The 26,477-nt window shown below is 72.4% G+C and carries 22 protein-coding genes, 1 pseudogene and 1 riboswitch; of the genes and pseudogenes, 16 read left to right on the top strand and 7 right to left on the bottom strand.

The window, feature by feature from the left end; translation table 11 throughout:
* Positions 1-18 precede the first annotated feature (18 nt).
* The 13 genes from ACZ7EG_RS34050 (at position 19) to ACZ7EG_RS34110 (ending at position 14,806) form a co-directional block, all read left to right on the top strand.
* On the top strand, positions 19-1,530 hold the full coding sequence (locus ACZ7EG_RS34050) for an ABC transporter substrate-binding protein (RefSeq protein WP_471087639.1): 1,512 nt from the start codon (positions 19-21) through the stop codon (positions 1,528-1,530).
* Positions 1,531-1,622: 92 nt separating this feature from the next.
* Complete coding sequence (locus ACZ7EG_RS34055) at positions 1,623-3,425, top strand: ABC transporter permease subunit (RefSeq protein ID WP_471087642.1); 1,803 nt, start codon at positions 1,623-1,625, stop codon at positions 3,423-3,425.
* Positions 3,422-4,714 carry an MDR family MFS transporter gene (locus ACZ7EG_RS34060; RefSeq protein ID WP_471087645.1) on the top strand — a complete coding sequence of 431 codons (1,293 nt, stop codon included), beginning with the start codon at positions 3,422-3,424 and terminating at the stop codon, positions 4,712-4,714. Before ACZ7EG_RS34055 ends, ACZ7EG_RS34060 begins: the two co-directional genes overlap by 4 nt.
* 234 nt (positions 4,715-4,948) lie before the next feature.
* On the top strand, positions 4,949-6,418 hold the full coding sequence (locus ACZ7EG_RS34065) for a serine/threonine-protein kinase (RefSeq protein WP_471087649.1): 1,470 nt from the start codon (positions 4,949-4,951) through the stop codon (positions 6,416-6,418).
* Positions 6,419-6,547: 129 nt separating this feature from the next.
* Positions 6,548-6,732, top strand: a riboswitch (cobalamin riboswitch).
* A gap of 30 nt (positions 6,733-6,762) precedes the next feature.
* The gene (locus ACZ7EG_RS34070) at positions 6,763-7,464 is read left to right on the top strand and encodes an energy-coupling factor ABC transporter permease (protein WP_471087652.1); all 702 of its coding nucleotides are present in this window, start codon (positions 6,763-6,765) and stop codon (positions 7,462-7,464) included.
* Positions 7,461-7,829 carry an energy-coupling factor ABC transporter substrate-binding protein gene (locus tag ACZ7EG_RS34075; RefSeq protein WP_471087655.1) on the top strand — a complete coding sequence of 123 codons (369 nt, stop codon included), beginning with the start codon at positions 7,461-7,463 and terminating at the stop codon, positions 7,827-7,829. Before ACZ7EG_RS34070 ends, ACZ7EG_RS34075 begins: the two co-directional genes overlap by 4 nt.
* Positions 7,830-7,835: 6 nt before the next feature.
* On the top strand, positions 7,836-8,585 hold the full coding sequence (gene cbiQ, locus ACZ7EG_RS34080; RefSeq protein WP_471087658.1) for a cobalt ECF transporter T component CbiQ: 750 nt from the start codon (positions 7,836-7,838) through the stop codon (positions 8,583-8,585).
* Entirely contained in the window at positions 8,582-9,436 is an 855-nt protein-coding gene (locus ACZ7EG_RS34085; protein ID WP_471087661.1) for an energy-coupling factor ABC transporter ATP-binding protein, read from the top strand. The genes cbiQ and ACZ7EG_RS34085 overlap by 4 nt, the downstream gene beginning before the upstream one ends.
* A gap of 75 nt (positions 9,437-9,511) precedes the next feature.
* Complete coding sequence (locus tag ACZ7EG_RS34090; RefSeq protein ID WP_471087664.1) at positions 9,512-10,168, top strand: maleylpyruvate isomerase N-terminal domain-containing protein; 657 nt, start codon at positions 9,512-9,514, stop codon at positions 10,166-10,168.
* Positions 10,169-10,240: 72 nt separating this feature from the next.
* Entirely contained in the window at positions 10,241-11,044 is an 804-nt protein-coding gene (locus tag ACZ7EG_RS34095) for an alpha/beta fold hydrolase (protein ID WP_471087813.1), read from the top strand.
* A complete protein-coding gene (locus ACZ7EG_RS34100) occupies positions 11,044-12,366 on the top strand; it encodes a PP2C family protein-serine/threonine phosphatase (protein ID WP_471087667.1) in 1,323 nt (440 codons plus the stop codon). The genes ACZ7EG_RS34095 and ACZ7EG_RS34100 overlap by 1 nt, the downstream gene beginning before the upstream one ends.
* The gene (locus ACZ7EG_RS34105; RefSeq protein WP_471087670.1) at positions 12,363-12,695 is read left to right on the top strand and encodes an STAS domain-containing protein; all 333 of its coding nucleotides are present in this window, start codon (positions 12,363-12,365) and stop codon (positions 12,693-12,695) included. Before ACZ7EG_RS34100 ends, ACZ7EG_RS34105 begins: the two co-directional genes overlap by 4 nt.
* A 296-nt stretch (positions 12,696-12,991) precedes the next feature.
* A complete protein-coding gene (locus ACZ7EG_RS34110) occupies positions 12,992-14,806 on the top strand; it encodes an ABC transporter ATP-binding protein (RefSeq protein ID WP_471087674.1) in 1,815 nt (604 codons plus the stop codon).
* Between the two features lie 365 nt (positions 14,807-15,171).
* Here ACZ7EG_RS34110 and ACZ7EG_RS34115 read toward each other — a convergent pair whose 3' ends face one another.
* Positions 15,172-16,686 carry an MFS transporter gene (locus ACZ7EG_RS34115; RefSeq protein ID WP_471087678.1) on the bottom strand — a complete coding sequence of 505 codons (1,515 nt, stop codon included), beginning with the start codon at positions 16,684-16,686 and terminating at the stop codon, positions 15,172-15,174.
* A 232-nt stretch (positions 16,687-16,918) separates the two neighbouring features.
* Between ACZ7EG_RS34115 and proP the strand changes: the two genes are divergently transcribed.
* Positions 16,919-18,415, top strand: coding sequence for a glycine betaine/L-proline transporter ProP (gene proP, locus ACZ7EG_RS34120; protein WP_471087681.1), 1,497 nt, complete (start codon positions 16,919-16,921; stop codon positions 18,413-18,415).
* A 165-nt stretch (positions 18,416-18,580) separates the two neighbouring features.
* On the opposite strand, the gene ACZ7EG_RS34125 is transcribed toward proP, so the two are convergent.
* Positions 18,581-19,060, bottom strand: a complete 480-nt coding sequence (locus ACZ7EG_RS34125; protein WP_471087685.1) for a MarR family transcriptional regulator — start codon at positions 19,058-19,060, stop codon at positions 18,581-18,583.
* 65 nt (positions 19,061-19,125) lie between these two features.
* Here ACZ7EG_RS34125 and ACZ7EG_RS34130 point away from each other — a divergent pair, with 65 nt between their 5' ends.
* Positions 19,126-19,965: an alpha/beta fold hydrolase gene (locus tag ACZ7EG_RS34130; protein ID WP_471087687.1), complete on the top strand. Its 840-nt coding sequence runs from the start codon at positions 19,126-19,128 to the stop codon at positions 19,963-19,965.
* A 25-nt stretch (positions 19,966-19,990) separates the two neighbouring features.
* Here ACZ7EG_RS34130 and ACZ7EG_RS34135 read toward each other — a convergent pair.
* From ACZ7EG_RS34135 to ACZ7EG_RS34155, 5 genes and pseudogenes are all read right to left on the bottom strand, one after another.
* Positions 19,991-21,170: pseudogene (locus ACZ7EG_RS34135) on the bottom strand (Rieske 2Fe-2S domain-containing protein).
* A 144-nt stretch (positions 21,171-21,314) separates the two neighbouring features.
* Positions 21,315-21,860 carry a P-loop NTPase family protein gene (locus tag ACZ7EG_RS34140; protein WP_471087690.1) on the bottom strand — a complete coding sequence of 182 codons (546 nt, stop codon included), beginning with the start codon at positions 21,858-21,860 and terminating at the stop codon, positions 21,315-21,317.
* 1 nt (position 21,861) lies between these two features.
* Positions 21,862-22,440: a GNAT family N-acetyltransferase gene (locus ACZ7EG_RS34145; protein WP_471087693.1), complete on the bottom strand. Its 579-nt coding sequence runs from the start codon at positions 22,438-22,440 to the stop codon at positions 21,862-21,864.
* A gap of 139 nt (positions 22,441-22,579) precedes the next feature.
* Complete coding sequence (locus ACZ7EG_RS34150) at positions 22,580-24,289, bottom strand: PP2C family protein-serine/threonine phosphatase (protein WP_471087696.1); 1,710 nt, start codon at positions 24,287-24,289, stop codon at positions 22,580-22,582.
* 229 nt (positions 24,290-24,518) lie between these two features.
* Positions 24,519-25,364: an endonuclease/exonuclease/phosphatase family protein gene (locus ACZ7EG_RS34155; protein ID WP_471087699.1), complete on the bottom strand. Its 846-nt coding sequence runs from the start codon at positions 25,362-25,364 to the stop codon at positions 24,519-24,521.
* 246 nt (positions 25,365-25,610) lie between these two features.
* On the opposite strand from ACZ7EG_RS34155, the gene ACZ7EG_RS34160 reads away from it, so the two are divergent.
* On the top strand, positions 25,611-26,306 hold the full coding sequence (locus ACZ7EG_RS34160; RefSeq protein WP_471087701.1) for a GAF and ANTAR domain-containing protein: 696 nt from the start codon (positions 25,611-25,613) through the stop codon (positions 26,304-26,306).
* Positions 26,307-26,477 lie beyond the last annotated feature (171 nt).

Below are 26,477 nucleotides of genomic sequence, written 5' to 3' on the forward strand. Positions count from 1 at the left end.
ATGGTATTCATATACACTATGAGAATCCCCCGCCGCCGGCTCACAGCCGGTCTGCTGCTCCTGCCGCTGCTCTCCGGCTGTTTCGCGTCCTCCGGTGACGGCTCCGCCGAGACCTCGGACTCCTCCGGCTCCGAGGACGGCGGACGGCTGCGCGTGGCCCTTGCCTTCCCGCCGACGCAGAACTACTCGCCCTACGGGTACGACGCCTACAACCTGTCCCGGCTGGGTGTCGCCGAGGGGCTGACCCGCCTGGACGCCAACGGCACGGCGGTGCCCGCGCTCGCCGAGTCCTGGAGCAGCGAGAAGGGCGGCGAGAGCTGGCTGTTCACCCTCCGGGACGCGAAGTTCCAGGACGGCGAGGACGTCACCGCCGAAGCCGCCGCCTCCGCCCTCACCCACGCCGCCGCGGCGAAGCCGGCACCCACCGCGATATCCGGCGTGAAGCTGACCGCCGAGGCAGTCGGCGAGAACCGGGTGCGGGTCTCCACCGGCGGAGCCGACCCGGTGCTGCCGCTGCGGCTGACCAACCCCAGCCTCGCGGTGTTCTCCCCGAAGGCCTACGGGAAGAAGGGCACCGTGAACGCGGTCGGCACCGCCACCGGCCCCTTCGAGCTCAGCGAGGTCACCGGTGACCGGTCGGCCGCACTGGACCGTTTCGACGGCTACTGGGGCGGCCGGGCCCAGGCCTCGGGCGTCGACGTCAGGTACGTCTCCGACGGCACGGCCCGCGCCAACGCCCTGCGCACCGGGGACGTCGACATCGCCGAGGCGGTCCCCGTCGCCCAGGCCGCCTCCCTGGGCAAGGGCACCGTCCACGCATCGAACACCGCCCGCAACACCAGCCTGTACCTCAACACCCGGTCCGGCGCCTTCACGAACGCCGGATTGCGGGCCGCCGCGCGTGAGGCGGTCGACGGTGCGACCGTCGCCAAGGGTGTCTACGAGGGGTCGGCCGAACCCGCGCAGGGCATCTACGGACCGGCCCTGACCTGGGCCGCCGGCAAGCGTGTCCAGCCGTCCGGGCGGGCCGCGGCGACCGACCCCGACGGCAAGAGCATCACCATCGGCAGCTACAACGACCGGCCCGAACTGGCGGAGACCGCGCAGGTGCTGCAACAGCAGCTGGAGAAGGCCGGGTTCGAGGTGAAGCTGGAGGTGCGGACGTACGCGCGCCTCGAAGGGGATCTGCTGGACGGGAAGTTCGACGCCGCCGTCGTCGCCCGCAACATGATGACGGACACGGGCGATCCGGTCACCGTGCTCGACAGCGACTTCACCTGCGACGGCTCCTACAACCTGGCGTTCCTGTGCGACCGGGACGTCGACCGGCTCGTCGCGACCGCCCGGGCCGAGTCCGACCCCGCGAAGCGGCAGGACGCGGCCATGAAGGCGGAGGCCGCGATCCTGGGTACCGACGCGGTGATTCCGCTGGTGCACCTGAAGGCCGTCACGGGGATCCGGGCGTCCGTACAGGGCGCTCGACTCGACCCGTACGAGCGGGAGTTCGTCGGCGTGGGGACGCGACCCTGAACGCCAAGACCTCCCTCCTGATCCGGGGTCTCACCACCCTGCGCGTCCTCGCGCGGGGCGGTGGCCCGACGCTGGCGTGGCGGGCCGTGCTCATGACCGCCCTGGTGGCGGCGATCGGCCTGCTGCCGTGGCTGTCGCGGACCGACCCGGCGCTGACCGTCCTCAAGGCCCGCTCCGCCGACCGCGATCCGACACCGCAGACCCTGCGCGCGATCCGCGCCGAACTCGGCCTGGACGACGGGCCATCGGTCCTGCTCGGCCGCTGGTTGAGCGGCCTGCTGCACGGAGACGCGGGCTCGTCCTGGGTGTCCGGCGCCCAGGTGCTGCCGGGTGTCGTGCAGGCGCTCGGCGTGTCACTGCTGCTGATGTGCGGGGCTCTGGTGGTCGCCGCGGGCACGACCGCCGCCGTCTGCGCCCCCACCCTCCGGCTCGGCGCGCGGGGCAGTCTCGGTGCGCGCCGTCCCGGCGGGACGGTGACGGCCGTGCTGGCCTCGCTGCCCGAGTTCCTCGTCGCCTCGGTGCTGGCCTCGGTGATCGCCGTGCAGCTGGGCTGGCTGCCCGCGCTGGGCTGGTACGGCCCGCAGTGGATGGTGCTGCCCTCACTCGCCCTCGGCCTGCCCGCCGGGGCGGTCCTGGGCCGCATGCTCGACGACCTGCTGCCCGGCGCGTTCGCGGAACCCTGGGCCATGGCGGCCGCGGCACGCGGTGTTCCGCCGAGGTCGCTGGCCCGGCAGGCGGTGCGCCGCTGCGTCCCCGGACTTCTGCCGAACCTGGGGCTGTTCGTGGTCGGGCTGACCGGCGGATCGGTCGCCGTCGAGCAGATCTTCGACATCCCGGGCCTCGGCCGGCTCACCCTGCACGCCGCACTCGCCCAGGACCTGCCCGCCCTGCAGACCGGCACACTCGCCCTCGTCCTGCTCGCGGCGGCCGCGGGGCTCCTCGCCCGGATCGCCGCCCGGCTGCTGATCGGACCGGCGCTGCGCGACGGCGCCCTGCAGTCCCTGCACCGGCCCCGGCCCCCCGCGCCCCGGACGCTCCCGCTGCTCTACGGGGGACTGCTCGCCGCCGTCATCGGGGCCGGGCTCCCCCGCGACCCGCTCGCCCTGGACACGCTCGCCCGGCTGCAAGCCCCCTCCGCGGAGCACCCCTTCGGCACGGACGCGCTCGGCCGGGACGTCCTCGCCCGGATCTCCCACGGGGCGGTGACCACCCTCGGCACCGCCCTCGCGGTGAGTGCCGCCGCCCTCGTCGCCGGGCTGCTGCTGGGGCTGCTGCCGAGGCTGTCCGGGCCGCTGGCCGACACGCTCAGCGCCGTACCGCCCGTACTGGCCGGGCTGCTCGTCACCGGCGTCGCCGGGAGCGGCCCCTGGACGCCCGCGCTCGCCGTGGCCGTCGTGGCCTGGTCCCCGCTCGCCGCGCACACCTCTTCCCTGCTGCGGCAGGAGCGTGCGACGACCCATCTGGCCGCCACCCGGGCGCTGGGGGCCGGCCGCTGGTACCTGCTCCGGCACGAACTGCTGCCCGCCGTCGTGCCCCCGGTCGTCCGGCACGCCCTTCTCCGGCTCCCGGGCGTCGCGCTGGGCCTCGCCGCGCTCGGGTTCCTCGGCCTGGGCGCCCAGCCGCCCTCCCCCGAGTGGGGCCTGCTGCTCGCCGAGAACCAGCCCTATGCCGAACGGGCCCCGTGGGCCGTCCTCTTCCCGGCCGCCGTACTCGCCCTGCTCGGGGCACTCGCGGTGACGGCCGCGGGCGGGGTACGGCTGCCCCGGCGGCGCACACGGCCCGCGGGCCCCGCCGCGCCGCCCGTGGATCAGGGCGTGCCGGCGCCGCGACGGCACCCGGAGCTCTCCGACGACCTCCTGACGCCCGTGTCCGCCTCACAGACAGAGGAACGATGACCCACCCCGCCTCCCGGGTGCCGCCCCGTAAGGCCGCCCCCACGATCCGCGCCGGAAGCCACGCCGGCACCTGGCGCCTCATCAGGCAACTGTCGCCGCTGCTGCGGCTGCTGATCCTCACCCAGCTCGCCTTCAACATCGGCTTCTACGCCGTCCTGCCGTTCCTCGCCGAGCATCTCGGCACCGCGATCGGCATGGCGGGCTGGCTGGTCGGGTTCGTGCTCGGGCTGCGTACCTTCAGCCAGCAGGGGCTGTTCGTGGTCGGCGGCTGGCTCGTCGACCGGTTCGGGGTGCGGCCGGTCGTGCTGGCGGGCTGCGGCCTGCGGATCGCCGGGTTCGCATGGCTGGGCTTCGCAAAGACGAGCGGGGCCGTGATCGGTGCGGTGCTGGTGATCGGTTTCGCCGCGGCGCTCTTCTCCCCCGCCGTGGAGTCCGAGGTGGCCCGCCAGGCGGTCGGGTGGGAGGAGGACGGGCACGGCCCGCGCACCCGGGTCCTCGCCCTGTTCAGCGTGGCGGGCCAGGCGGGGGCGTTCGTGGGGCCGTTGCTCGGAGCGCTGCTGCTCGCCGTCGACTTCCGCACCGCGTGTATGGCCGGTGCCGGGGTCTTCGTGCTCGTCCTCGCCGGGCACCTGTGGCTGATGCCGCAGCACATCCCCGGCCGTATCCGCGTCCGGGAGCGGGGCGGGGTCCGAGCCCTGCTGCGCAACCGCCGCTTCCTCGCCCTGTGCTGTGCGTACGGCACCTACCTGCTCGCCTACAACCAGCTGTATCTGGCCCTGCCGGACGAGGTGCAGCGCGCGTCGGGGTCCCAGGCGCCGTTGTCCTGGCTCTTCGCGCTGTCCTCGGTGCTGGTGGTGTTCACCCAGCTGCGCGTGACCGGCTGGGCGGGCGACCGGCTGGATCTGCGCCGCTCCATGACCGCGGGGCTGCTGCTGATCGCGTCCGGTTTCGCGGTCGTGGCCGCGGCCCGCCCCGCCGGCTGGACGGGCACGGCCGGGCTGCTCCCGGCCGCGGGCTTCGTGATCTTGCTCACCGTGGGGCAGATGCTGGTCGTGCCCGCCGCCCGCGCCTGGGTGCCCGACCTCGCCGAGGAGGGCCGGCTCGGGCTCTACATGGGTGCGCTGTCGTCCGTCTCGGGCCTGATCGTCCTGGCCGGCAGCGCCGCCACCGGCCTCCTGCTCGACCTGGGCCTGCCGGCCGCCGTGCCGTGGCTGGTCCTGGCGGCCGTGCCGGCCCTGGCGGTGGCCCTGTTGCCGCACCGGGAAAAGCGTACGGGCGCGGCGGCCTGACACCCTGCCGGCCTCCCGCGGCAACCGGGCGCCGGGAGTGTCACCCCGGCGGGCGACTCCTTCGCTCCGGGATTTCCGTGCCGGGGCCCTCCGGGGACAGCGCCGCGGAGATCGGCGGTCGTGCCGCGCCAGTATCCTGGGTCGGCTGCGGCACCCCTCATCAATCCTCGTGCACAAGCGGGGAGTTCGGCGTCCTGCGGCGACGACCTTCCCCTATGCGTGAGACGAGGACGAGTGCTGCTAGCGGGCCGCTACCGGCTGGATGTGGAGATCGGGCGCGGTGGAATGGGAGAGGTCTGGCGCGCGTACGACGAGACGCTCGCCAGAGCGGTGGCCCTCAAGCTGCTGCTGCCCCAGGACACCGACGCCACGGCGGCCTCCCGGTTCCGTCTGGAGGCTCAGACCGCCGGACGGCTCAACCACCCCAACGTGGTCGGTGTGCTGGACTTCGGTGAGTACGACGACCGGCTGTACCTGGTGATGGAACTGGTCGAGGGCGACAGTCTCGCCGGGGTGCTGACCGCCTCCGGCGCGCTGCCCGCCGAGCGGGTGGCCCTGCTCGCCGCGCAGGCGTCCGCGGGGCTCGCCGCCGCGCACGCGCAGGGCATCGTGCACCGGGACGTCAAGCCCGCCAACCTGCTGCTGGACGCGGCCGGCACGCTGAAGATCGGGGACTTCGGCATCGCGCGGTTCCTCGACGACCCCGGCGCCGCGCTCACCGCCACCGGCCAGATCATCGGCACCGGCCTCTACCTCGCGCCCGAGCGGGCCCTGGGCAAGCCAGCGGGGCCCGCCTCCGACATGTACTCCCTCGGCTGCGTGCTCTACCAGCTCCTCAGCGGACGCCCGCCGTTCCAGGCCGACACCGCCGTCGCCCTGCTCCACCAGCACCTGGACTCCGCTCCCGTGCCGCCTCGCGAGCTCGGTGTCGCCGGACTTCCGCCGGCGTTCGAGAACTTCCTCCTCGGTCTGCTCGCCAAGCAGCCCGAGGACCGTCCCACCGCCCAGCAGGCCGCCGAGTGGTTCGCCGGGGGCGCCTGGCGGGGCCTGCCCGAGCCGCTGCCGGAGGTCTCGCCGCCGCTGCGGCCGAACACCGCCTCCGCGGCGATGCCCGCGAGGCCGGGACCGTACGCGACCGCCGAGACCGGCAGCCCGACCACGTACGCGCTGCCCGCCACCACGGGCCATCGCACCGCCGCCCGGGCGGCCCAGGCGGGGCGTTCGGGCCGCTCGCGCGGGCGCGACGGTCGCGGGAACCGGTCGAAGCTGGCCGCGACGGCCGCCGCCGCGGCACTGTTCATCGCCGCGATGCTCATCGGCATGCGCTGGTTCTCGCCCGACACGACCACGGAGGGCACGGAACCCGACGCGTCCCCGAGCGCGAGCAGCCCCGCCGCCACGCCGTCCGCCGACTCCGCCACGTCCGACTCCTCCGATCCGCAGGCCGACCCGGCTGGCGGCCCGGCGGGCGGCCCCGCGGGCGGCCCGGGGGCAGCCGACACGCCGGCCACGGGCACCGTGGCCGATGTCACTCCGTCCCCACCGCCCCCTGCCCCGACACCTTCCGCATCCGCGCCGGGCGCCGCGACACCGACGGAGGAAGCGGTCGACGGCGGCCCGGAGCAGCCGAAGCCGGAGAAGCCGCGCCAGGCCGGGGAAGACGGGGGGAGCGACGCCGGCGGGGACGACGGTAACGAGGACTGACACGGCCCGGACGTCACGCGGCGGGAGCCTGCGTGGAGAAGCGTGGACCAGCCGGGGGATGCGCCGGTGTGCGAACGGGCGCCCCCTCGCGCGCCCCTTGGGTGGCTTGTCATCGCCCTTACCCCGGCCTTATTGTCACCAGGCCTTGGTGAACGGGAAATCCGGTGTGATGCCGGTGCGGCCCTCGCCACTGTGAATCGGGAAGTCCGGCTCCAGCCCTCACGGGCAGCCACTGGGTCCTCGTGACCCGGGAAGGCGGAGTCCGGGCGGTGGTACCCGTCAGCCAGGAGACCGGCCAAGGCGCGTCAACCATCCACGAGGTGCTGGAGAGGGTCTGCTGAGCCATGCACATAGCCGAGGGTTTCCTTCCTCCGGCGCACGCGGTCGCCTGGGGTGTCGCGTCGGCGCCGTTCGTCGTCCACGGGGTCCGGTCGCTCACCCGTGAAGTGCGCGAGCACCCCGAGAGCACTCTGCTCCTCGGTGCGTCCGGTGCCTTCACGTTCGTCCTGTCCGCCCTGAAACTGCCGTCCGTCACCGGAAGTTGCTCACACCCCACCGGCACGGGCCTCGGAGCCATCTTGTTCCGGCCGCCCATCATGGCGGTGCTGGGCACCATCACCCTGCTGTTCCAGGCGCTGCTGCTGGCGCACGGCGGCCTGACCACGCTCGGCGCCAACGTCTTCTCCATGGCGATCGTCGGGCCCTGGGCCGGATACGCCGTCTACAAGCTGCTGCGGCGCTCCAACGCGCCGCTGATGGTGGCGGTGTTCTTCGGCGCCTTCGTCGCCGACCTGTCCACCTACTGCGTGACCAGCGTGCAGCTGGCGCTCGCGTTCCCCGACCCGGGCAGTGGATTCCTGGGCGCGCTCGGCAAGTTCGGTTCCATCTTCGCCGTCACGCAGATCCCGCTCGCGGTGAGCGAGGGCCTGCTGACCGTGCTCGTGATGCGGCTGCTGGTGCAGTCCAGCAAGGGCGAACTGACCCGGCTGGGCGTGCTCCTCGCCAAGAAGCAGACCCGGACCGAGACCGAGGCGGTGGCCCGATGAGCAGGAACACGAAGATCAACCTGGTGCTGCTGCTCGCCGTGGCCGCGCTCGCCGTGCTGCCCCTGGCACTCGGCCTCGGCGACCACAAGAAGGAGCCGTTCACGGGATCCGACGGCGAGGCCGAGACGGCGATCACCGAGCTGAAGCCGGACTACGAGCCGTGGTTCTCGCCGCTGTACGAACCGCCCTCCGGTGAGATCGAGTCGGCGCTGTTCTCCCTCCAGGCGGCCCTCGGCGCCGGGGTCCTCGCCTACTACTTCGGCCTGCGCCGGGGACGTCGGCAGGGCGAGCGGCGGGCGCTGGAACGGGAGTCCGACAGCACGCTCGCCGGCACCGCCGGGAAGTCCACCGCGGAACAGGACTGAGCCCGGGTGCTGCCGATCGACGCGGCGGCGCACAGCAGTCGCTGGCGCCGCCGCCATCCCGTGGACAAGGCCGTGCTCGGACTGGGTCTCACCGTGCTCGCGATCTCCCTGCCGCCCTGGCCGGGCGCGGCCCTGGTCCTCCTGACGGCCGTGGTCGTGCTGCTGGGTCCGGCCGGGGTGCCCCGGCGTCGGCTGTGGCGGGCCTACCGGGTGCCGCTGGGCTTCTGCGTGACCGGCGCGCTCACGCTGCTCGTCCAGGTGGGCGGACCAGGGGGGTTCGTCTCCCTCGCCGCCGACGGGCCGCTCCGGGCCGGGGAGTTGCTGCTGCGCACCTCGGCGGCCTCCCTGGGGGTGCTGCTGTTCGCCTTCACCACGCCCATGTCCGACCTGCTGCCCCGACTGGTCCGGGCCGGAGTCCCCGCGGCGGTCGTCGACGTCGCGCTCGTGACGTACCGGATGAGCTTCCTGCTGCTGGACTCGATGCGGCGCATCCGGGAGGCCCAGGCGGCCCGGCTCGGGCACACCGGCCGGGCCGCGGAGTGGCGTTCCCTGGCCGGGCTCGGCGCCACCGCGTTCGTCCGGGCCTTCGACCGGGCCGGCCGGCTCCAGGCCGGGCTCGCCGGGCGGGGCTACGACGGCACCCTGCGAGTCCTGGTGCCCGAGGCCCGGGTCTCCGTCCGCTTCACGGCGGCCAGTTGCGCGCTGCTCGTCGCGCTGGCCGTCCTCACCCTCGTACTGGAAAGGCCGCTGACATGAGCGAGCCCGCCCTCGTCGCCCTGCGGGGCGCGTCCTTCGCCTACGAGGACGGCCCGGCCGTGCTCAGCGGCCTCGACTTCGAGATCCACGAGGGCCGCGCGCTGGCGCTGCTCGGCCGCAACGGCAGCGGCAAGACCACGCTGATGCGGCTGCTCAGCGGCGGCCTGAAACCGCACGAGGGGCGGCTGACGGTCGAGGGGCAGCCGGTGGCGTACGACCGCAAGGGGCTGACCCGGCTGCGGACCACCGTGCAGCTGGTGGTGCAGGACCCTGACGACCAGTTGTTCGCGGCGTCCGTCGAGCAGGACGTGTCGTTCGGTCCGCTGAACCTCGGCCTGGACGACACGCAGGTACGGGCGCGGGTGGCGGAGGCACTCGCCGCCCTGGACATCACGGCCCTGGCCGACCGGCCGACCCATCTGCTCTCCTACGGACAGCGCAAACGCACGGCCATCGCGGGCGCCGTCGCCATGCGGCCGCGCGTCCTGATCCTGGACGAGCCGACGGCCGGACTCGACCCCGACGGCCAGGAGCGGCTCCTGACCACCCTCGACGGACTCCGTGCCGCCGGCACCACGGTGGTGATGGCCACCCACGACGTCGACCTCGCGCTGCGCTGGGCCGACGACGCGGCGCTCCTCACGCCGTCCGGTGTCCGCACCGGGCCCGCGGCCGCGGCACTGGCCCGCACGGATCTCCTCCGGGAGGCGGGTCTGCGACTGCCGTGGGGTGCCGCGGTGACGGAATGTCTGCGGTCCCAGGGGCTGCTGACGGAAACGGAGCCGGGCCCGCGTACACCGGACGAGCTCGCCGTGCTCGTGGGAGGGCGGCTGGGGGCGTCCGGAGGGTGAGAGCCCCGGCGGCGGTGAGCACGGTCGGCCGGAACACGCTTGTCCGGCGTCGCCGCGCCGCACTACGTTGCCGAGGTGGATCTCTTCTCACGCACCTGGACGGCGTTGCGCGCGGCGGTGGCGGATCTCTCCGACGAGGACTTCGGGCGGCCCTCCGGCTGTACGGGCTGGCTGGTACGGGACCTGGTGTGCCATCTGATCGTCGACGCCCAGGACGTGCTGATCACCCTGGCCACCCCCTCCGACCGGGCCCCGACCCGTGACGCGCTGACGTACTGGGACGTCTCCGGCACTCCGCCGACCGGTGACGACCCGCTCGACGCGCTGACCGTCCGGCTGGCCGCCGCGTACGAGGATCCGCACCTGCTGAAGTTCCATCTGGACGACGTCGGCTCCGCCGCCGGGCGTGCGGCCCTGCTCGCCGATCCGGGCAGCCGGGTCGGCACCCGTGACGAAATCCTCACGGTGCGCGACTTCCTCTCCACCTATGTCATGGAGTGGACGCTGCACCACCTCGACCTGATCGCTCACCTGCCGGGCGCGGAGCTGCCTCCCGCGGAGGGGCTCGCCCGGTCCCGGGAGATGCTGGAGCTGATCGCCGCGGGCTCGTTCCCGTCCTCCTTCCCCGATGCGGACGCGTTGCTGATCGGCACCGGGCGGCGTGCGCCGACCGAGGCGGAGCAGGCCGAGCTCGGTGACCTGGCCTCCAGGGTGCCGCTGTACCTGGGCTGACTTCACGGTGGCGAAGCCGTTGTCCGCGGGCCGCCGTCGTCCCGCTCCGGCCGGGGTGGGAGCATGGCCGCCATGGACATCCGTCGCAGGAACAACGTCAACGTCGTCGGGCCCGACGACGCGCCGGTGCTACTGCTGGCCCACGGGTTCGGCTGCGACCAGAACATGTGGCGGCTGGTGGTGCCGGCTCTTGCGCAGCGCTACCGGGTGGTGCTGTTCGACTACGTCGGTTCCGGCGGCTCGGACCTCGGGTCGTGGAGCGAGCAGCGGTACTCCTCGCTCCAGGGCTACGCCGCCGACGTCGTCGACGTCTGCGAGGAGCTGGACCTGCGGCAGGCGGTGTTCGTGGGGCACTCGGTCAGTGCCATGGTCGGAGTGCTGGCGGCGCAGGCCGCGCCGGAGCGGATCGGGGCGCTCGTGATGGTGACTCCCTCGCCCTGTTACATCGACGACGAGGGCTACCGCGGCGGCTTCAGCACGGAGGACATCGACGAACTGCTCGCCTCCCTGGAGGCGAACTACCTGGGCTGGTCGTCCGCGATGGCCCCGGTGATCATGGGCAACCCGGAGCGGCCGGAGCTGGGCCGGGAACTCACGAACAGCTTTTGCGCCACCGACCCCGACATCGCCCGGGTCTTCGCCCGTACGACCTTCCTCACCGACAGCCGTGAGGACCTGCAGGGCGTCGCCGTGCCGACCCTCGTGCTGGAGTGCGAGCAGGACGCCATCGCGCCCCGTGAGGTCGGCGCCTACGTGCACGCGGCGGTCCCCGCCTCCCGCCTGGTCACGCTCGACGCCACCGGGCACTGCCCGCAGCTCAGCGCGCCGCAGGCCACCACGGAGGCGATCCTCGAATTCCTGGAGTCCCTGAAGTGATGTGTCGTACGGGCGGCGTGCCGGAGCCGGCCGGGAGGGGGGACGAGGCGAGCACGGACGCGGCCTTCTCCGCGCTGCTGGAGGACAGCTCGGAGGACCTGTACGAGTCCGCGCCCTGCGGTTACCTGTCCACGATGATGGACGGCACCATCGCCAAGATCAACAACACGCTGCTGGAGTGGCTCGGCCTGGACCGTGAGGCTGTGGCGGGCCGCAAGCGCTTCGTGGACCTGCTCACCATCGGCGGAAAGCTGTACCACGAGACGCACTTCGCTCCACTGCTGCGCATGCAGGGCGAGCTGCGCGGCATCGCCCTGGACATGCGGCGCCCGAGCGGTGGCCCGCTGCCGGTCCTGGTCTCCGCCGTGATCAAGCACGGCACCGAGGGCGAGCCGTTGCTCATCCGCATCACCGTCTTCGACGCCTCCGACCGCCGCGCCTACGAGAAGGAGCTCCTGCGCCGGCGCCAGGAGGCCGAGCGGGCCCGTGCCGAGGCGGACGCGGCCCGGCGCCAGGCCGAGGCCGACCGGGCCAGGCTTGCCGACGCCCTGGCCGTTCTGCAGCGCTCCCTCGTGCCGGACTCGCTGCCCGCCGTACCGGGCCTGGAGACGGCCGTCCACTACCACACCGCGTCCCCGGACCAGCTGGGCGGCGACTTCTACGACCTGTTCCCCGTGACCGGTGACCGTTGGGCGTTCTTCCTCGGCGACGTGTGCGGCAAGGGCCCCGAGGCCGCGTCCCTCACCTCGCTGACCCGCTACACCCTGCGCGCGGCCGCCCACCACGACCCGGATCCGGCCTCGGCGCTGAGCACCCTGAACGCCGTCCTGCACGAGCGGTACACCGGCGACGGCAACCCCCGGTACTGCACCTGCATCTTCGGGATCGTCGAACCGGGAGGCGAACACGGGCGGACCGCGGTGCGCCTGGCCTCCGGTGGCCACCCGCCGGCACTCGTCCTGCGGGCGGACGGCCGAGCCGAGTACCTGCCCACCCCGGGCGGTCTGCTCATCGGCGTCGTCCCCGGCGCTCCGATCGGCACGGCCGAGACCGTGCTGGCGCCCGGTGACACGCTCGTGCTGTACACCGACGGCCTCACCGAGGCCCGCATCGGCCCCGGCCGCGACGACCTGTACGGCGAGGAAGCCCTGCACGCCTTCGCCACCGATCACGCCCCCGCCGCACCGCACGAGGTGATCACCGCCCTCACCGGGCTGCTCGAGAGCTTCGGCGACGGTCTCGACGACGACACCGCCCTGCTCGCCCTCGGCGTTCCCGCCGCCCCTTCCGTCATAGCCCCGGCAACGAATCACACCTCATGAACCCGCTCACCGTCAGACAGCTCGACACCGCCACGGGACCCGTTCTGTACGTGGCCGGCGACCTGGACTTCGACCAGGCCCCCGTCCTGCGCAGCCGGCTCGACCATCTGCCCCTGTCGCCGGGGCAGTGCCTGGTCCTGGACCTGTCGGGTCTCGCGTTCTGCGACTCCTCGGGCATCACCGCCCTGCTCGCCGCGCGCCAGCACGCCCTGGCCGCCGATGCCGACATCGCCCTGGCCGCCGTCCCGGCGAACCTGCTGCGCGTCCTCAATCTCGTCGGCCTCGACCAGGTCTTCACCCTGCGCCCGGACTCCAGCGCCGCGTCATGACCCGTGCCGGAGGGCGGGCCGGACGACCGGCTTGAGCTGCTTCTCCGGCGGCGCGGTCCCCGGTCGACCACCCTCACCTCCGGAGGGCTCTGCGGCCTCGCCCCGGCGTACGGACGCCCGGCCGCCGCGCTTCCTGGCGCTCCCCGCACACCTCCGCCCGGCCGGAAAACGCTTGGACTGCGCGGCCGGCATCGCGGGACACTTCCGGACTCGACCCGAGACCTCACACATCCGTTGCTGCGACGGCCCCTGCACGCACGACGTGGCGGGCGGCCACAGAACGACACAGGGGTGGGATGGAAACGCCGGAAACACACAGGGTATTACCGGGCAAGCGCTCGGTGCTTCTCGCACTTCGCCACTACGGACGGGAGTTGTCCCGGCTGCGCCGGTGGACGGCACCCGCGATGCTGCTCTCGGCGCTGGGCAACATCGGAATCAACTACGTCGCGCCGCTGATCGTCGCCAAGCTCGTCGCAGACATCGCGGGGAACAAGGACGTCACGGCCGGCTCGACGCTGCCGTACGTACTCGCCTTCGCGGGTGTCCTGCTGGTCGCGGAGGCACTGTGGCGCGTCGCCCTGCACTGCCTCAACCGCCTCGACGCCCTGGGCATCGAGCATCTGTACGTGATCGGGATGGACGAGCTGTTCGCCAAGGACGCCGCGTTCTTCCACGACAACTTCGCCGGTTCGCTGACCAAGCGGGTCCTCAGCTTCGCCTCCCGTTTCGAGCAGTTCGTCGACACGCTGACGTTCCAGATCGTGGGGAGCTTCGTGCCGCTGACGTTCGGCGCGGTGGTGCTGTGGCGCTACGAGCCGCTGCTCGTCGTCGGTCTCCTGGTGATGATCGCGCTGACCGCGGTGCTGGTCGTGCCGCTCATCCGGCGGCGCCAGGCGCTCGTCGACCGGCGTGAGGAGGCGATCGCCCGGGTGTCGGGCCATGTCGCCGACAGCCTGATGAACATGGACACGGTGCGGGCGTTCGCCGCGGAGGAGCGCGAGGCCGCCGAACACCGCTCCCGGGTGGCGACGTCGCGCCGGCTCACCATGCGGTCGTGGGACTACGGCAACCTGCGCATCGACACACTGGTCGCGCCGATGTCAGTCCTCACCAGCGCGATGGGTCTGCTGCTCGCGGTGACGCTGGCCGGTGGCGCGCACGGTGTGGAGGCGGTCGTGGTCGCCTTCGCCTACTACAACAACGCGACCCGGATCATGTTCGAGTTCAACCAGATATACCGCCGGCTGGAGAGCTCGATGACGGAGGCCGCGCAGTTCACCGAGCTGCTGCTGACGCCGCCGACCGTGCTCGACCCGCCCGCCCCGGAGCCGCTGCGGTCCCGGGCCGCCGACGTCCGCTTCGAGAAGGTGACCTTCGCCCACCGGGGTGGCCGGCCGCTGTTCGAGGGACTCGACCTGGCCGTGCCGAGCGGGGCGAAGATCGGGCTCGTGGGCCGGTCCGGCGGCGGCAAGACCTCACTCACCCGGCTGCTGCTGCGGATGACCGACATCGACGGCGGCCGCATCCTGGTCGGCGGCCAGGACATCAGCCGAGTGCGCCAGGCCGACCTGCGCGGGCGGATCGCGTACGTGCCGCAGGACCCGGCGATGTTCCACCGCAGCCTGCGGGACAACATCGCCTTCGCCCGGCCGGACGCCACCGACGCCGAGATCCTCCGGGCGGCCGAGGCGGCCCATGTCACGGAGTTCGCCGACGCGTTGCCGGACGGCTTCGACACCATGGTGGGCGAGCGGGGCGTCAAGCTGTCCGGCGGTCAGCGCCAGCGGGTCGCTCTCGCGCGGGCGATCCTGCGGGACGCGCCGATCCTGCTGCTCGACGAGGCGACCAGCGCCCTGGACTCCGAGAGCGAACTGCTGGTCCAGGAGGCGCTGTGGCGGCTCATGGACGGACGGACCGCGCTGGTGGTGGCGCACCGGCTGAGCACGGTGGCCGGCATGGACCAGCTCGTCGTCCTCGACCGCGGCCGGATCGTCGAGCAGGGCACCCACCAGGAGTTGCTCGCGATCGACGGTGCCTACGCGAAGCTGTGGCAGCACCAGTCGGGCGGGTTCCTCGACGACACCTCCGGGCGGGCCGAGGTGCTGTAGGGCAGGCTCGCTCACCTGTGTCCGAGAGCGCCCGAGCGCGGACCGCCAGGGCCTCCAGCAGGAGGTCCACCGCCGGCTCGAAGGAGCTGTCCGCCATGGCGGGCAGCTCCGGGCGCACCGTGGTCAAGGACGGGTACGTCGCGGTATCGAGGCCCGGTAAGTGAACCACCTGGACGGCACCACCGGCAGCATCACCGTCCAACGACTGGCCGCTGTGGGCCATCCCGGCGGTCTGGGGGCCGCTCGCGCTGCTGATCCTGGCGTCCATGACGGCCGTCGCCCTCGGCGCGCTGCGTGGCGAGGGCGAAGACGACGCGCCCGCCCCGCGGGAGTCCCGGCCGCAGACCTCGTGAGGGTGTGACCGCTCAGGTCTGCCGGGCGTGCACGGGACTGTGGGCGACATCGTCCGGGCACCGGCGGTGCGGCTGCGGGGTGCGCCGGTCGCGCCGCCAGTCGTAGGCCGCGAGGGCCAGGGACGCGGCCATCCCGACGAGCCCGGCGACCATCGCGACGAAGAGGGCGCCGCGGTAGTCGTCGCTCCTGCTGCCGAGCACCAGGTAGAAGAGGCCGGGCAGGGCGGCGGTGCCCACCGCGGCGCCGAGGCGCTGCCCGGTCTGCAGGGCGCCGCCCGCCGCTCCCGCCATGTGCACGGGTACGTCGCGCAGCGTCATGGTGATGTTGGGTGAGATCACGCACCCGCCGCCCACGCCGCCGAGGAACAAGACCGGGGCGGCGATCCAGGGCGCGCTGTCGAGGGGCGCGAAGCGCAGCAGCAGTGCGGTGCCGCCCAGTCCGAGGATCACGCCGGTGAGTCCGCCCACGGTGAGCAGCCGGCCGAGCCGGTCCACGAGTCGCCCGGATATGGCGGCCGCGAGGGCCGAGCCGAGGGCGAAGGGGGTCACGGCGAGGCCCGACTGAAGCGGGGAGAAGCCCAGGCCGTGCTGGTAGAAGAGGGCGAAGACGAGCCAGACGCCGCTGAAGCCGATGAAGTAGAGCGTGCCGACGCCCGCGCCGACGGCATAGCCGCGCACGGTGGTGAACAGCCGCGGATCGAGCAGCGGCTGGGTGCCGCGGTCCAGCAGCCGGCGCTGCCACCGGGTGAAGACGAGGAGCAGCCCGGCACCGGCGAGGAACATCCACCACAGCCGGGCGAGGCCGCCGCTCTCCGCCTGGACCAGCGGGTACATGAGCGCGAGGACGCCGAGGCCGAGGAGCAGGACACCGGGCAGGTCGACGTGTTCCCGGCCGGAGCGCCGGGTGCGGGGCAGCAGGCGGCGGCCGAGGAGGACCGCGAGGATGCCTATGGGGACGTTGACGTAGAAGATCCACCGCCAGCCCTGGGCGCCTTCGGCCAGGGCGAGGATCAGGCCGCCGGTGAGGGGGCCGACGGCGGAGGAGATGCCGACGGTGGCACCGAAGAAGCCGAAGGCGCGGCCGCGTTCACCGCCCCGGAACATCTGCTGGATGAGCGCGGAGTTCTGCGGTGCCATGAAGCCGGCGGCCAGGCCCTGGGCGAGCCGGGCCACCACCAACAGGGTGATGTTCGGGGCCGCTCCGCAGGCCGCGCTGAAGAGCACGAAGCCGCTGAGGGCGATGAGGAAGATGCGGCGCCGGTCCAGGGCGTCGCCGAGGCGGCCCGCGGTGACGAGGGCGAGGCCGAAGGAGAGGGCGTAGCCGGACACCACCCACTGGACCTCGGCCGCGGAGGCGTGCAGCTGCTCCTGGATGGTGGGCAGGGCGACGGCCACGATCGACACGTCCAGCAGGCTCATGAAGCCGGCCACCAGCGTGACCCACAGGGCCCGCCAGCGTTTCGGGTCGGGCTCGTACCCGTCCTCCCGCGCACCCCGGTCGTGGCCGCCCGCCGCTGACGCCGTCACTTGGGCTCCTCTCACCAGGAACGCACCCGGCGACTCAAGTTCCCCCGCCGGGGCACGGGCACACACCCGCCCCGGAGATCCTCCCGGACGGCGCGGCGCCCCGCCTCTCGCCCTGAGCACCCGTGCATCACGTTCCGTGATCAACCGGGCGCCGCGCGAAGGGGTCCGTTTGAGCGTGCGAGATCTGTGCAGGCGTTGTCCTTGGAATGCGAACGGCGAAAGGAACCACGTGATGGCGGAGACCGACAACGACGAGTCGGTGGATCCCGCGGCGGTGAGACGACACCGGGTGCTGTTCCGGGCGATCGAGAAGCGACGCAACCCGAAGCTGCGCCGCAGCGACATCACGGTGACCGACGATGCGGCGGTCAAGCGCGCCACCAAGGCCGCCGCCCTCGGCAACGCGATGGAGTGGTACGACTTCGGCATCTACAGCTATCTGGCGTCGACCATCGGTCGGGTCTTCTTCCCGTCCACCAACGACACCGCCCAGCTGCTCGGCTCCTTCGCGACCTTCGCGGTGGCCTTCCTCGTGCGTCCGCTGGGCGGCATGGTGTTCGGGCCGCTCGGAGACAAGGTCGGCCGCAAGCGCATCCTCTCCCTCACCATGATCATGATGGCGGTGGGGACCTTCGCGATCGGCCTGGTGCCCTCGCACGCCGCGATCGGTCTGTGGGCCCCGGCTCTGCTGATCTTCTTCCGGCTGGTGCAGGGCTTCTCGACCGGCGGGGAGTACGGGGGTGCCTCGACGTTCATCGCGGAGTACGCGCCCGACAAGCGGCGCGGCTTCTTCGGCAGCTTCCTGGAACTCGGCACGCTCGCCGGTTACGTCGGGGCCTCCGGCCTGGTCGTCGTCCTGCAGATGCTCCTCAGCGACGATCAGATGCTGTCGTGGGGCTGGCGCGTGCCGTTCCTCGTCGCGGCCCCGCTGGGCCTCATCGGCCTCTATCTGCGGCTCAAGCTGGACGAGACGCCCGCCTTCCGGAAGCTGGAGGGCGGCCAGGCCAAGGCGAGCGAGGCGGCCGACACCGTGGAGACCTCGGCGGCCGCCGACCTCGGCAAGATCTTCACCCGGTACTGGCGGCCGCTGCTGCTGTGCCTCGCACTGGTCGCGGCGTACAACATCACCGACTACATGCTGCTGTCGTACATGCCGACCTACCTGTCCGACGAACTGGGCTACGGGACCAACCACGGGCTGTTGATCCTGCTCGTCGTGATGGTGCTGCAGATGTGCGTGATCAACCAGGTGGGGCGGCTCTCCGACCGCTTCGGGCGCAAGCCGCTGCTGATGACGGGGATGCTCGGATTCCTGTTCCTCTCCCTGCCGTCGTTCCTGCTCATCCGGCAGGGCAGCGTCGTGCTCATCACCCTGGGGCTGCTGCTGATGGGGCTCTCACTGGTGGCGATGCTCGGCACCATGTCGGCGGCGCTCCCGGCGATCTTCCCCACGCAGGTGCGCTACGGCTCGCTCTCGGTGGCCTACAACCTGGCCACCTCGATCTTCGGTGGTACGACACCGCTGGTGATCACCGCGCTGATCAGCGCCTTCGACTCGACGCTGATGCCGGCGTACTACGCCATGGGCGCCGCGGCCATCGGTGTCATCGCCGTGCTGTGCATGCGCGAGACCGCCAACCAGCCCCTGGCCGGCTCCCCGCCGTCCGTGGAGACACAGGCTGAGGCGGAGGAACTCGTCCAGGCGCAGTCCCCTCAGCCCAGGTTCTGACCGATGAGAAGGGCCCCGTCCGCAACCGGGCGGGGCCTTCACGGTCGGGTCGGGGCGGAGCGGGAACACGGCGCGCGCTACGACCCCCGAGGCGAGGCCGGTGAGGCGATGACCGAGCCCTCGAACGTCCGCCGAGCCAAGCCGGGAGGCATCCGGAAACGCGCGTCACTTTCCCCCGGAGCCGTCCCGCTGGGCGCGTCGTCCGGCCGCGGCGACGTCCCGCATGGTCAGCAGGAAGCGCCGGACCACGGCCAGTTCCGCTTCGTCGAAGGACCTCATCGAGCCGACCATCTCGTGGATCAGCGGCCCGAAGAAGGACCAGCCCAGCCGGACGGCCTCGTCCCGCACCACCAGCAGCACGCGCCGGCGGTCCTCGGTGTCCCGTTCCCGGCGCACCAGCTCCAGCCGCTCCAGCCGGTCGACCAGGGCCGTGGTCGACGCCGAGTTCACCCCCAGCTGCGCGCCCAGCCACCCCGGGGTGGCCCGCACGCCCTCCCGGCCGGCGTCGAGCAGATGGATCAACGCCCGTACGTCCGTGGGATGAAGCCCGTTGCGACCTGCGAACTCGGCTGCGAACAGGTCGAGTTCCATGGTCACGGCCCGCAGCAGATGCACCAGTCGCAGACCGGGATCCTGGTCGTCCATGCTTCACTCCCCTAATATCTCGTTGGTCGAGAATATCGGTGAACGAGTCATACGGAGCGGGGAACATGGATGACACGGCAGCGTTTTTCAGGGCGTACGACGACGTCCTGCGACAGTGGCCCGGAGAGGTGCACGGCGTCGACGTCCCCACCCCCTACGGCAGCACCCGGGTTCAGGTCTGCGGGCGCGAAGACGGTGTCCCCCTCGTCCTGCTGCCCGGCGGCGGAACCACCTCGACCACCTGGTTCGCCACCGTCGGCGCCCTGGCCCCCGCCCATCGCATCCATGCCGTCGATCTCATCGGCGACATCGGCCGCAGCGTCCACGACGGAGCAGCGCTACGCGGCGCAGCGGACCTGACGGCCTGGCTCGATGCCCTCTTCGACGCGCTGGACCTGGACGGCGCGCACCTGTGCGGCCACTCCTACGGCGCCTGGATCGCCCTCCGCTACGCGCTGCACGCGCCCCACCGGCTCGGCAGGCTCGCGCTGCTCGACCCGGTCAACTGCTTCGCCGGCATGAGCCCGCGCTACCTCGCGCACGCCCTGCCGATGCTGCTGAGTCCCAGCGCCGAGCGGGTCCGCGCCTTTCACCGGTGGGAGACCGGCCGTGACCCCGAGGATCCGGTGTGGCGGGCGTTCCTGGGGAGCACCGCCGGCGCCCGCCGGTCGAAGGTCGTGGCCATGCGGCGCCCCAAGGCGCGGGAACTGGCGGCGTGCACCGTCCCGACCCTGGTGGTCCTGGCGGAACGCAGCCGCGCCCACGATCCGCGGCGTGCGGCGGCGGCCGCACGCCGGCTGCTGCCCCCGGCGAGCGTCGTCACCCTGCCCGGCGCCTCCCACCACTCCCTGCCCACCGAGCAACCCGCCGAACTCAACCGACTGCTGCGCAAGTTCTTCGGCTGAACCCCGCAGGTCCGCGTCCGCACCGCTAGTGCCGCGGCACCGCCGCCGGATCGCGGTCCTGCCCGGTGCACACCGAGGCGGCGCCGCACGCGGAAGTCCGGGGGCGGATGGGGACGCCGTTGGTGCGAAGCACCTCGCGGACGTCCAGGATCAGGGAGAACACCTCGCGATTGCGGTCCTCGCCCTGCTCGTCCCAGGCCCGCTGTTCGGCCTCGACGGCCATCCGGTCCTCGGCGAACACCCGCTCGGTGAAACGCCTGATGAGAGGCCAGGCCAGCTGAAGGGCACCGGGAATCCGCGGCTTCTCGATCATGAGCAGGCCGAACGTGTGGCAGCGGCGCTGTTCGGCGTCCTCGGGCACGTAGGCGGCCCAGAGGCGGAAGGCCGGCCGCTCGGCGTTCTCCGGGAGCAGGTCGAGGGTCTGGTACGGGTACTCGGTGCGGATCGTCATGACGTCGCGGGAGTTGGTGCCGCCGATCCCCTCGGCCGCCAGCAGGCTGGCCCCGCGGTTCCGCCTGCCCCCCCGCGTGGCTGAACAGGTACCTGGCCTCCACCGACCGCTCGTCGGTGCGGGAGTCGAGCAGCTCGGGGCGGAGTTTTCCGACCACGCCCCGGTGCAGGAACTGGTGGTTCATGTCGAGGAGGTTCTCGTGCATGAACGAGTAGTGGCAGCGCACGGTCCGGGAGTAGGTCATCGTCCTGTACAGCGGCGAGCCGAACGCGGGCAGGTCGGGCAGCGGAGCGGCGGCCGCCTCGTCCGGGTCGCCGGGGAACACGAAGACCAGGCCGTACGCCTCGCGCACGGGGTAGCCGCGAACGCCGCGCGGGGGCCGGCCGTCACCCTTGGAGAGGTACGGGATCTGCGAGATGCGTCCGTCGCCGCGATAGGTCCAGGCGTGATAGCAGCAGCGGAGCGTCTCGCCTTCCACGACGCCCATGCTCAACGGCACCTGCCGGTGGGCGCACCGGTCCTCCAGCGCGTACACGGTGCCGCTCCGACCGCGGTAGAGCGCGATGCGCTCGCCGGCGAACGTCGTCGCGAACGCCCGCTCGCGCCGCACGTTCTTCGACAGGGCGACCGGATACCAGAAGTCCGGGTTCGCCCCCACGCGCCGGAGATCGACCAGGTCCGCACTCGGGTCACGGTGCGCCGCCGGCCACTCGGTCCCGGCAGAGAGGGCCCCGGCCTCGTCGGTCTCGGTCATACCTCTCCCTCGCGCGTACCGGCAGCGACAGCCGCACGCCCCGTCAGGCAGCACCGAGCTGCCGGTGCGGGCGCCCGGCACCGCCCATCCTCACCGCGCCGCGCCGGGCACGCCCTGCCCGGCGCGTACGGACGGGTGATGGGGCTAGCGGTCGATCTCGGGCAGACCGGCCAGGCCCGTGTCGAGCATGATGCGGTCCACGGTCTGCGGCAGGGTGCTGTCGGCACCGACGACGGTCTCGATGCCGCCGGGCAGCAGGTCCAGTTCCCGGTACCACTCGCGCAGCTGCGGCTCGCCGACCTCGTTCGCGATCGGCTTGGTGGCATGACGGACGAGGGTCTGCTCGAACGGCACATGCAGGTAGTACCCGTGGGTCGGCCCGCGGTGGTCGGCGCGCAGCCGGGTGAGCATCTCGCCGTAGTGGTCGGCGTACAGGATCCCCTCGACCACCACGTGGTACCCGGCATCGAGGGCGTGGCGGGCCGTCAGGTCGATCAGACCGATGTTCGCCGCGCCGGGCCGGTCCCTCTCCCGCAGCACGACGCGGCGCAGATTGTCCTGCGCCACCAGCGCCAGCCCCCGCCCGAACCTCTCACGCATTCCGGCCGCGACAGACGACTTCCCCGCTCCGCTGTTGCCCCGCAGCACGATGAGCCGGGTCTCTTCGGTCCCCACCGTCACGGAGGGCACCCTACGAGGAACCGTGACGGCGTTCAGGCCCCGAGCCGACGACCGTCGCGTCAGGCCGTACCAGTCCACCGACCCACCAGTCATGGGGCTTGCCGTCGTTGGCGATGCCGCGGCTGCGCAGCGTCCCTTCGACGGTGAAGCCCAGCCTTTCGGCTACGGCACGCGATCCGGTGTTGCCGGTCATGGCCCACCATTCGATGCGGTGGACGTCGAGCGTGGCCCACCCCCAGTCGCACAACGCCCGCGCGGCCTCGACCGAGTAGCCCCGGCCGCGCTGCTCCTTGACCGCCCAGTAGCCGAGTTCGTAGACGCCCGCGCTCACCTTGGTCAGACAGTACGAGCCGACGAGCGCGGCACTGTCCTTGCGGAACGCCCCGAGGACGTAGTCCTTGTCGGCTGCCCAGCCCTCGGGCCACTCCTCGTGGACCCTCTCCTCGGCGTCCTGCCGTCCGAAGGGCACGGGCACCGGCGTGTAGAACTGGATGTCTTCGTCCTGGCAGGCGTCGTGCACCGCGTCCACATCGCCCGGCTCGAAAGCCCTCAGCACCAGCCGTCCGGTCTCAAGCGTCACTGGATCCACCGCGTCAGTATGGGCGTCGCACCGGGCCTACTGCCAACGAATATCGATCACTTGCCGCGGGGTGGGGGGTCTCTTCTGGAGGAACGTGGCAGGCGGCTGGAGGCGTTCGGCCGGAGGCGTGTGCCCCCGCCCCCTCCGGTCAGCCGTCGGGGACGCGCAGGACCAGGACGGCGACGTCGTCGTCGTTGCCCGCGGGGCGGACGCGGCGCAGGAGCAGGTCGGTGAACGAGGCCAGGGGCCGGTGGGCCAGGGCGGCGGCGTGCTGGCGCAGTCGGTCCAGTCCCTCGTCGAGGGTGCGGCGGGGCGCTTCGACGAGTCCGTCCGTGTAGAGCACCAGGGTGGAACCGGGCGGGAGCTGCGCGGTGGCGTCCGGGCGCCGTGTGCCGGTCTGGGTGCCCAGAAGGATGCCGTGGCCGTCGGTGAGGTAGCGGGCCAGGCCGTCCCGGCTGATCAGCAGCGGCGGAGGGTGGCCGGCGTTGGTCCAGGACAGCTGCCATCCGTCGTCGGCCGGTTCGATCCGGGCGAAGATCGTCGTGGCCATGGTGACGTCGGTGATGTGCTGGATCGCCTCGTCGAGCCGTTCGACTATCCGGCTGGGAGGCTCGTGCTGGGACCAGGCGTAGGCACGGAGCATGTTGCGGACCTGCGCCATACCGGCCGCCGCCTCCAGGTCGTGGCCGACGACGTCTCCGATGGCCAGGGCGGTGGACGCGTCGGACAGGGGGAACGCGTCGTACCAGTCGCCGCCGACCTGGGAGGCGTCGGGTGCGGGCAGATAGCGGACGGTCATCTGCAGGCCGGAGACGCCCGGCATCTGCGGCAGCAGATGGTTCTGCATGGTCTCGGCGACCTTGCGCTGGCGCTGATAGAGGCGGGCGTTGTCCAGGGCGAGGCCGGCCCGGCGCGCGATGTCCTCGATCAGGGGGAGGTCCACGGACGTGAAGGCCGCCGATTTCTCGTCGCGGCCCAGGGTCAGTGCTCCCAGGACGGCGCGGGTGCTGCGGATGGGCGCGATGGCCGCGGAGCGCATCCCGGTGACGTCGAACAGGCGACGCTGCTCGACCGCGATGCCGGAGTCCGGTGCTCCCTGATAGGTCTGCGGGCCGGCCAGGTTGGAGGCGACCCCGCGCAAGGCCCTGGACAGGGGCATCGGGGATTCCTCGGGGATCGGCGGCATCGGTCCCTGCAGGTCCTCGTGGTGCGTGAGCGTCTCGCCGTCGGCGTGGACCACGAGGGTGCGCCACACCTCGTCGCGCTCGGTGATCAGGTCGACGACCACCCAGTCCGCGAGGCGGGGCAGGACCAGGGTCACCAGCCGCTGCAGCGCCTCGTCCACGTCGAGCGTGGAGGTCAGCTGCGTGGTGGTCTCGGCCAGCAGGGCGAGTCGTGCCAGCTCCGACAGCTGCGCCGTCGGCTCCGGCCGCGGCTCGGCGACCTGCGGGTGGTCGGGGGTGTGGAAGACGACGAGTGTGTCGTGCCGGCCGTCGATGTCGTAGGGCGTGATCAGCCAGGAGATGCGCAACACGGTGCCGTCGGCGCGGGCGAAGTAGTCCTCGTCGGCCTGGGCCGTGCGCCCGGCGTGGAAGGCCTGCCTCATGGCGCACTGTGTTCTCGGCAGGGGCTGTCCCTGCGGGCCGCGGTGCAGCAGGTCGTGCGCGTCATGTCCGATCAGGTCGGCGGCGGGGCGGCCCAGCAGGTGCTCGGCACGGGCGTTCACGGCGATGATGCAGCCCTGTTCGTCCACGATGTAGGCGCCGGCGCCGAGGGCTTCCAGGGGCGCGGCCGGCTCGACGGGCGCTGTCGGCACGGACGGCCCGTGAACGGTCTCCGTGTATTCCGGCCCCGTCATCGCGGCCTCCCTGCTGATCGGGCCGGCCTCCCGCTGCCGACGTCCCCTGCTTGCTTGCCTTCCCCGTATGCCCATACGAGGGAAGATTCCACGTGACGGGGCGACGTCGCTGCTTCGTGCACCCCGTGCGGGCCTTTGACCTGCGGTCCCGGGGAAAAGGGACCGTCCGTCGGGGGACGAGCCCGGCAGGGCGTGGCGGTCACCGGGCGGTACCGCCCGGTGACCGCCCTCAGCTCAGGTCGAGGTCGGCGTGCAGCAGGTGGTGGTCCGAGTACGAGGTCGGATGCACGCGGTGCCCGAGCGGGACGACGCCTCGCAGGAACACGTAGTCGAACTTGCTCTGCCAGTCGGTCGTCGGCCGGCAGCTGCCGGTGGGCGACGGACGGCACTGCGGGTCGGCATCCGTGGCCAGCGCCCAGATGCCGGACAGTTCGGGGGCGTCCGGCACGGCGTTGAAGTCGCCGAGGAGGATCGCGCGGTCGGGCCGGGCGACCTCCGATGCGAGCACGCGGGCCTGCTCCGCCCGGACCGCCTCCTGTCGTCGCTGGGCGAGATGGGTGTTGAAGACCCGGACGGACCGGCCGTCGACGGTGGTGGTGACGGCCATGTACCCACGGTCCTCGGAGCCGCCCTCGGGATATTCCACGGTGACCGGGTCCGTCATCGGCGCGGCCGACAGGACCGCCTGGCCGAAGGCCCCCGGGCTCCACGGCGTCCCCCCGCAGCGGCCCCACTTGCGCAGCACCGACCCGTACTCGACGTGGTAGGCCAGCCCGTGCAGGTTCTCCAGATACTCCCGGATCCTCTCGACGTCACGCACGCACGCTTCCTGCAGGCCGATGACCTGGGGCGCGTACGCGGCGATCTCCGCGGCCTTGTCGACGTCACTCGCCTCGCAGGGGTTGCAGATGTTCCACGTCATGACCCGGTTCGGCACGACGTCCCTGGCCGCCGCGGCGGGCTGCGCCCCGGCGAACAGGGCACCGCTCGGTGCACTGGGACCCAGCAGCACCATGCAGACCGCCAGCATGACGCCCGCGAGCAACCGTGCGCCCGTGCGCCTGTCGAGCACCATGGCCTCCTCACAGTGGATACACCGGCCTCTGACGCCTCCGGACACGAGGTTATGGGACGGAGTCGTCGGCAACCCTGGTGATGGGCGATCTCGTTGCCGCGGTGACTGTTCACGCTCACTCGGCCCACGGCAGGACGGAAAGGCGCCGCGGCTCGCGCCACGCCCCGTGCTCCTGGCGTCTTCGACGGTGAGGGACAAGGCTGTGCGTAGGGTGGCCGCACTGGTGATCGACGTGGGTGGTGCGACATGGAGTGGCAGAAGTTCGCCGAGGAAATGGCCGTGCTCGCGCGGACCCTGCTGAAGCAGGACTCCGTGCAGCAGACACTGGACGAAATCGCGGCGTCGGCCGTGAGGCTGGTGGACGGCTGTGACGCGGCGGGGATCCTCGCGGTGCGCAAGGGCCGTGCCATCACGCTGTCCTCGTGCGGCGACATGGTCGAGGAGTCCGACCGTCTGCAGGGTGAGCTGGGCGAGGGGCCGTGCTTCGATCTCGCCCGCCGCACGGACGACGAGCGCGTGTTCCGGATCGTGGACATGAACCGTCCCCAGCCGGACTGGCCCCGCTACGCCGAGGCCGCGCGGAAGCTGGGCATCGGCAGCATGACCGGGCTCCTGCTCTACACCCACGAAGAGGACTTCGGCGCGCTCAACCTGTACGCCCGCCGCCCGGGCACCTTCACCGAGGACATCGCGACCGCCGGCTGGCTGCTGGCCTCGCACGCCGCCGTCGCCCTCGCGGACGCCCGCACCATCGACCAGCTCGAACACGCGCTGGAGACCCGGCACGCCATCGGTGAGGCCATGGGCATCCTCATGGAGCGCCACGGGATGAGTGACGAGGACGCCTTCAACGTGCTGCGCAAGATCTCCCAGCACCACAACATCAAGCTGCGCGACGTCGCCCAGCGGATCCGGGAGAAGCGCTCCGGCAACCAGGCCTGAGCACGCTGGGGACCCCGGTCCCGCCCGACCTGGCCCTGGCCGTCGTCACCGCCGGCATCCGTACCTGCGCCGACCTGCTGCTGACCATCGGCGTCCGCGCTGAGAGGACTCTGACCCCACACCGTGCGGTGGCTGCGGGAGCACCTGCAGTCCACGAGCGGCTCGCCCGAG

This window comes from Streptomyces sp. NPDC037100, assembly GCF_055606225.1.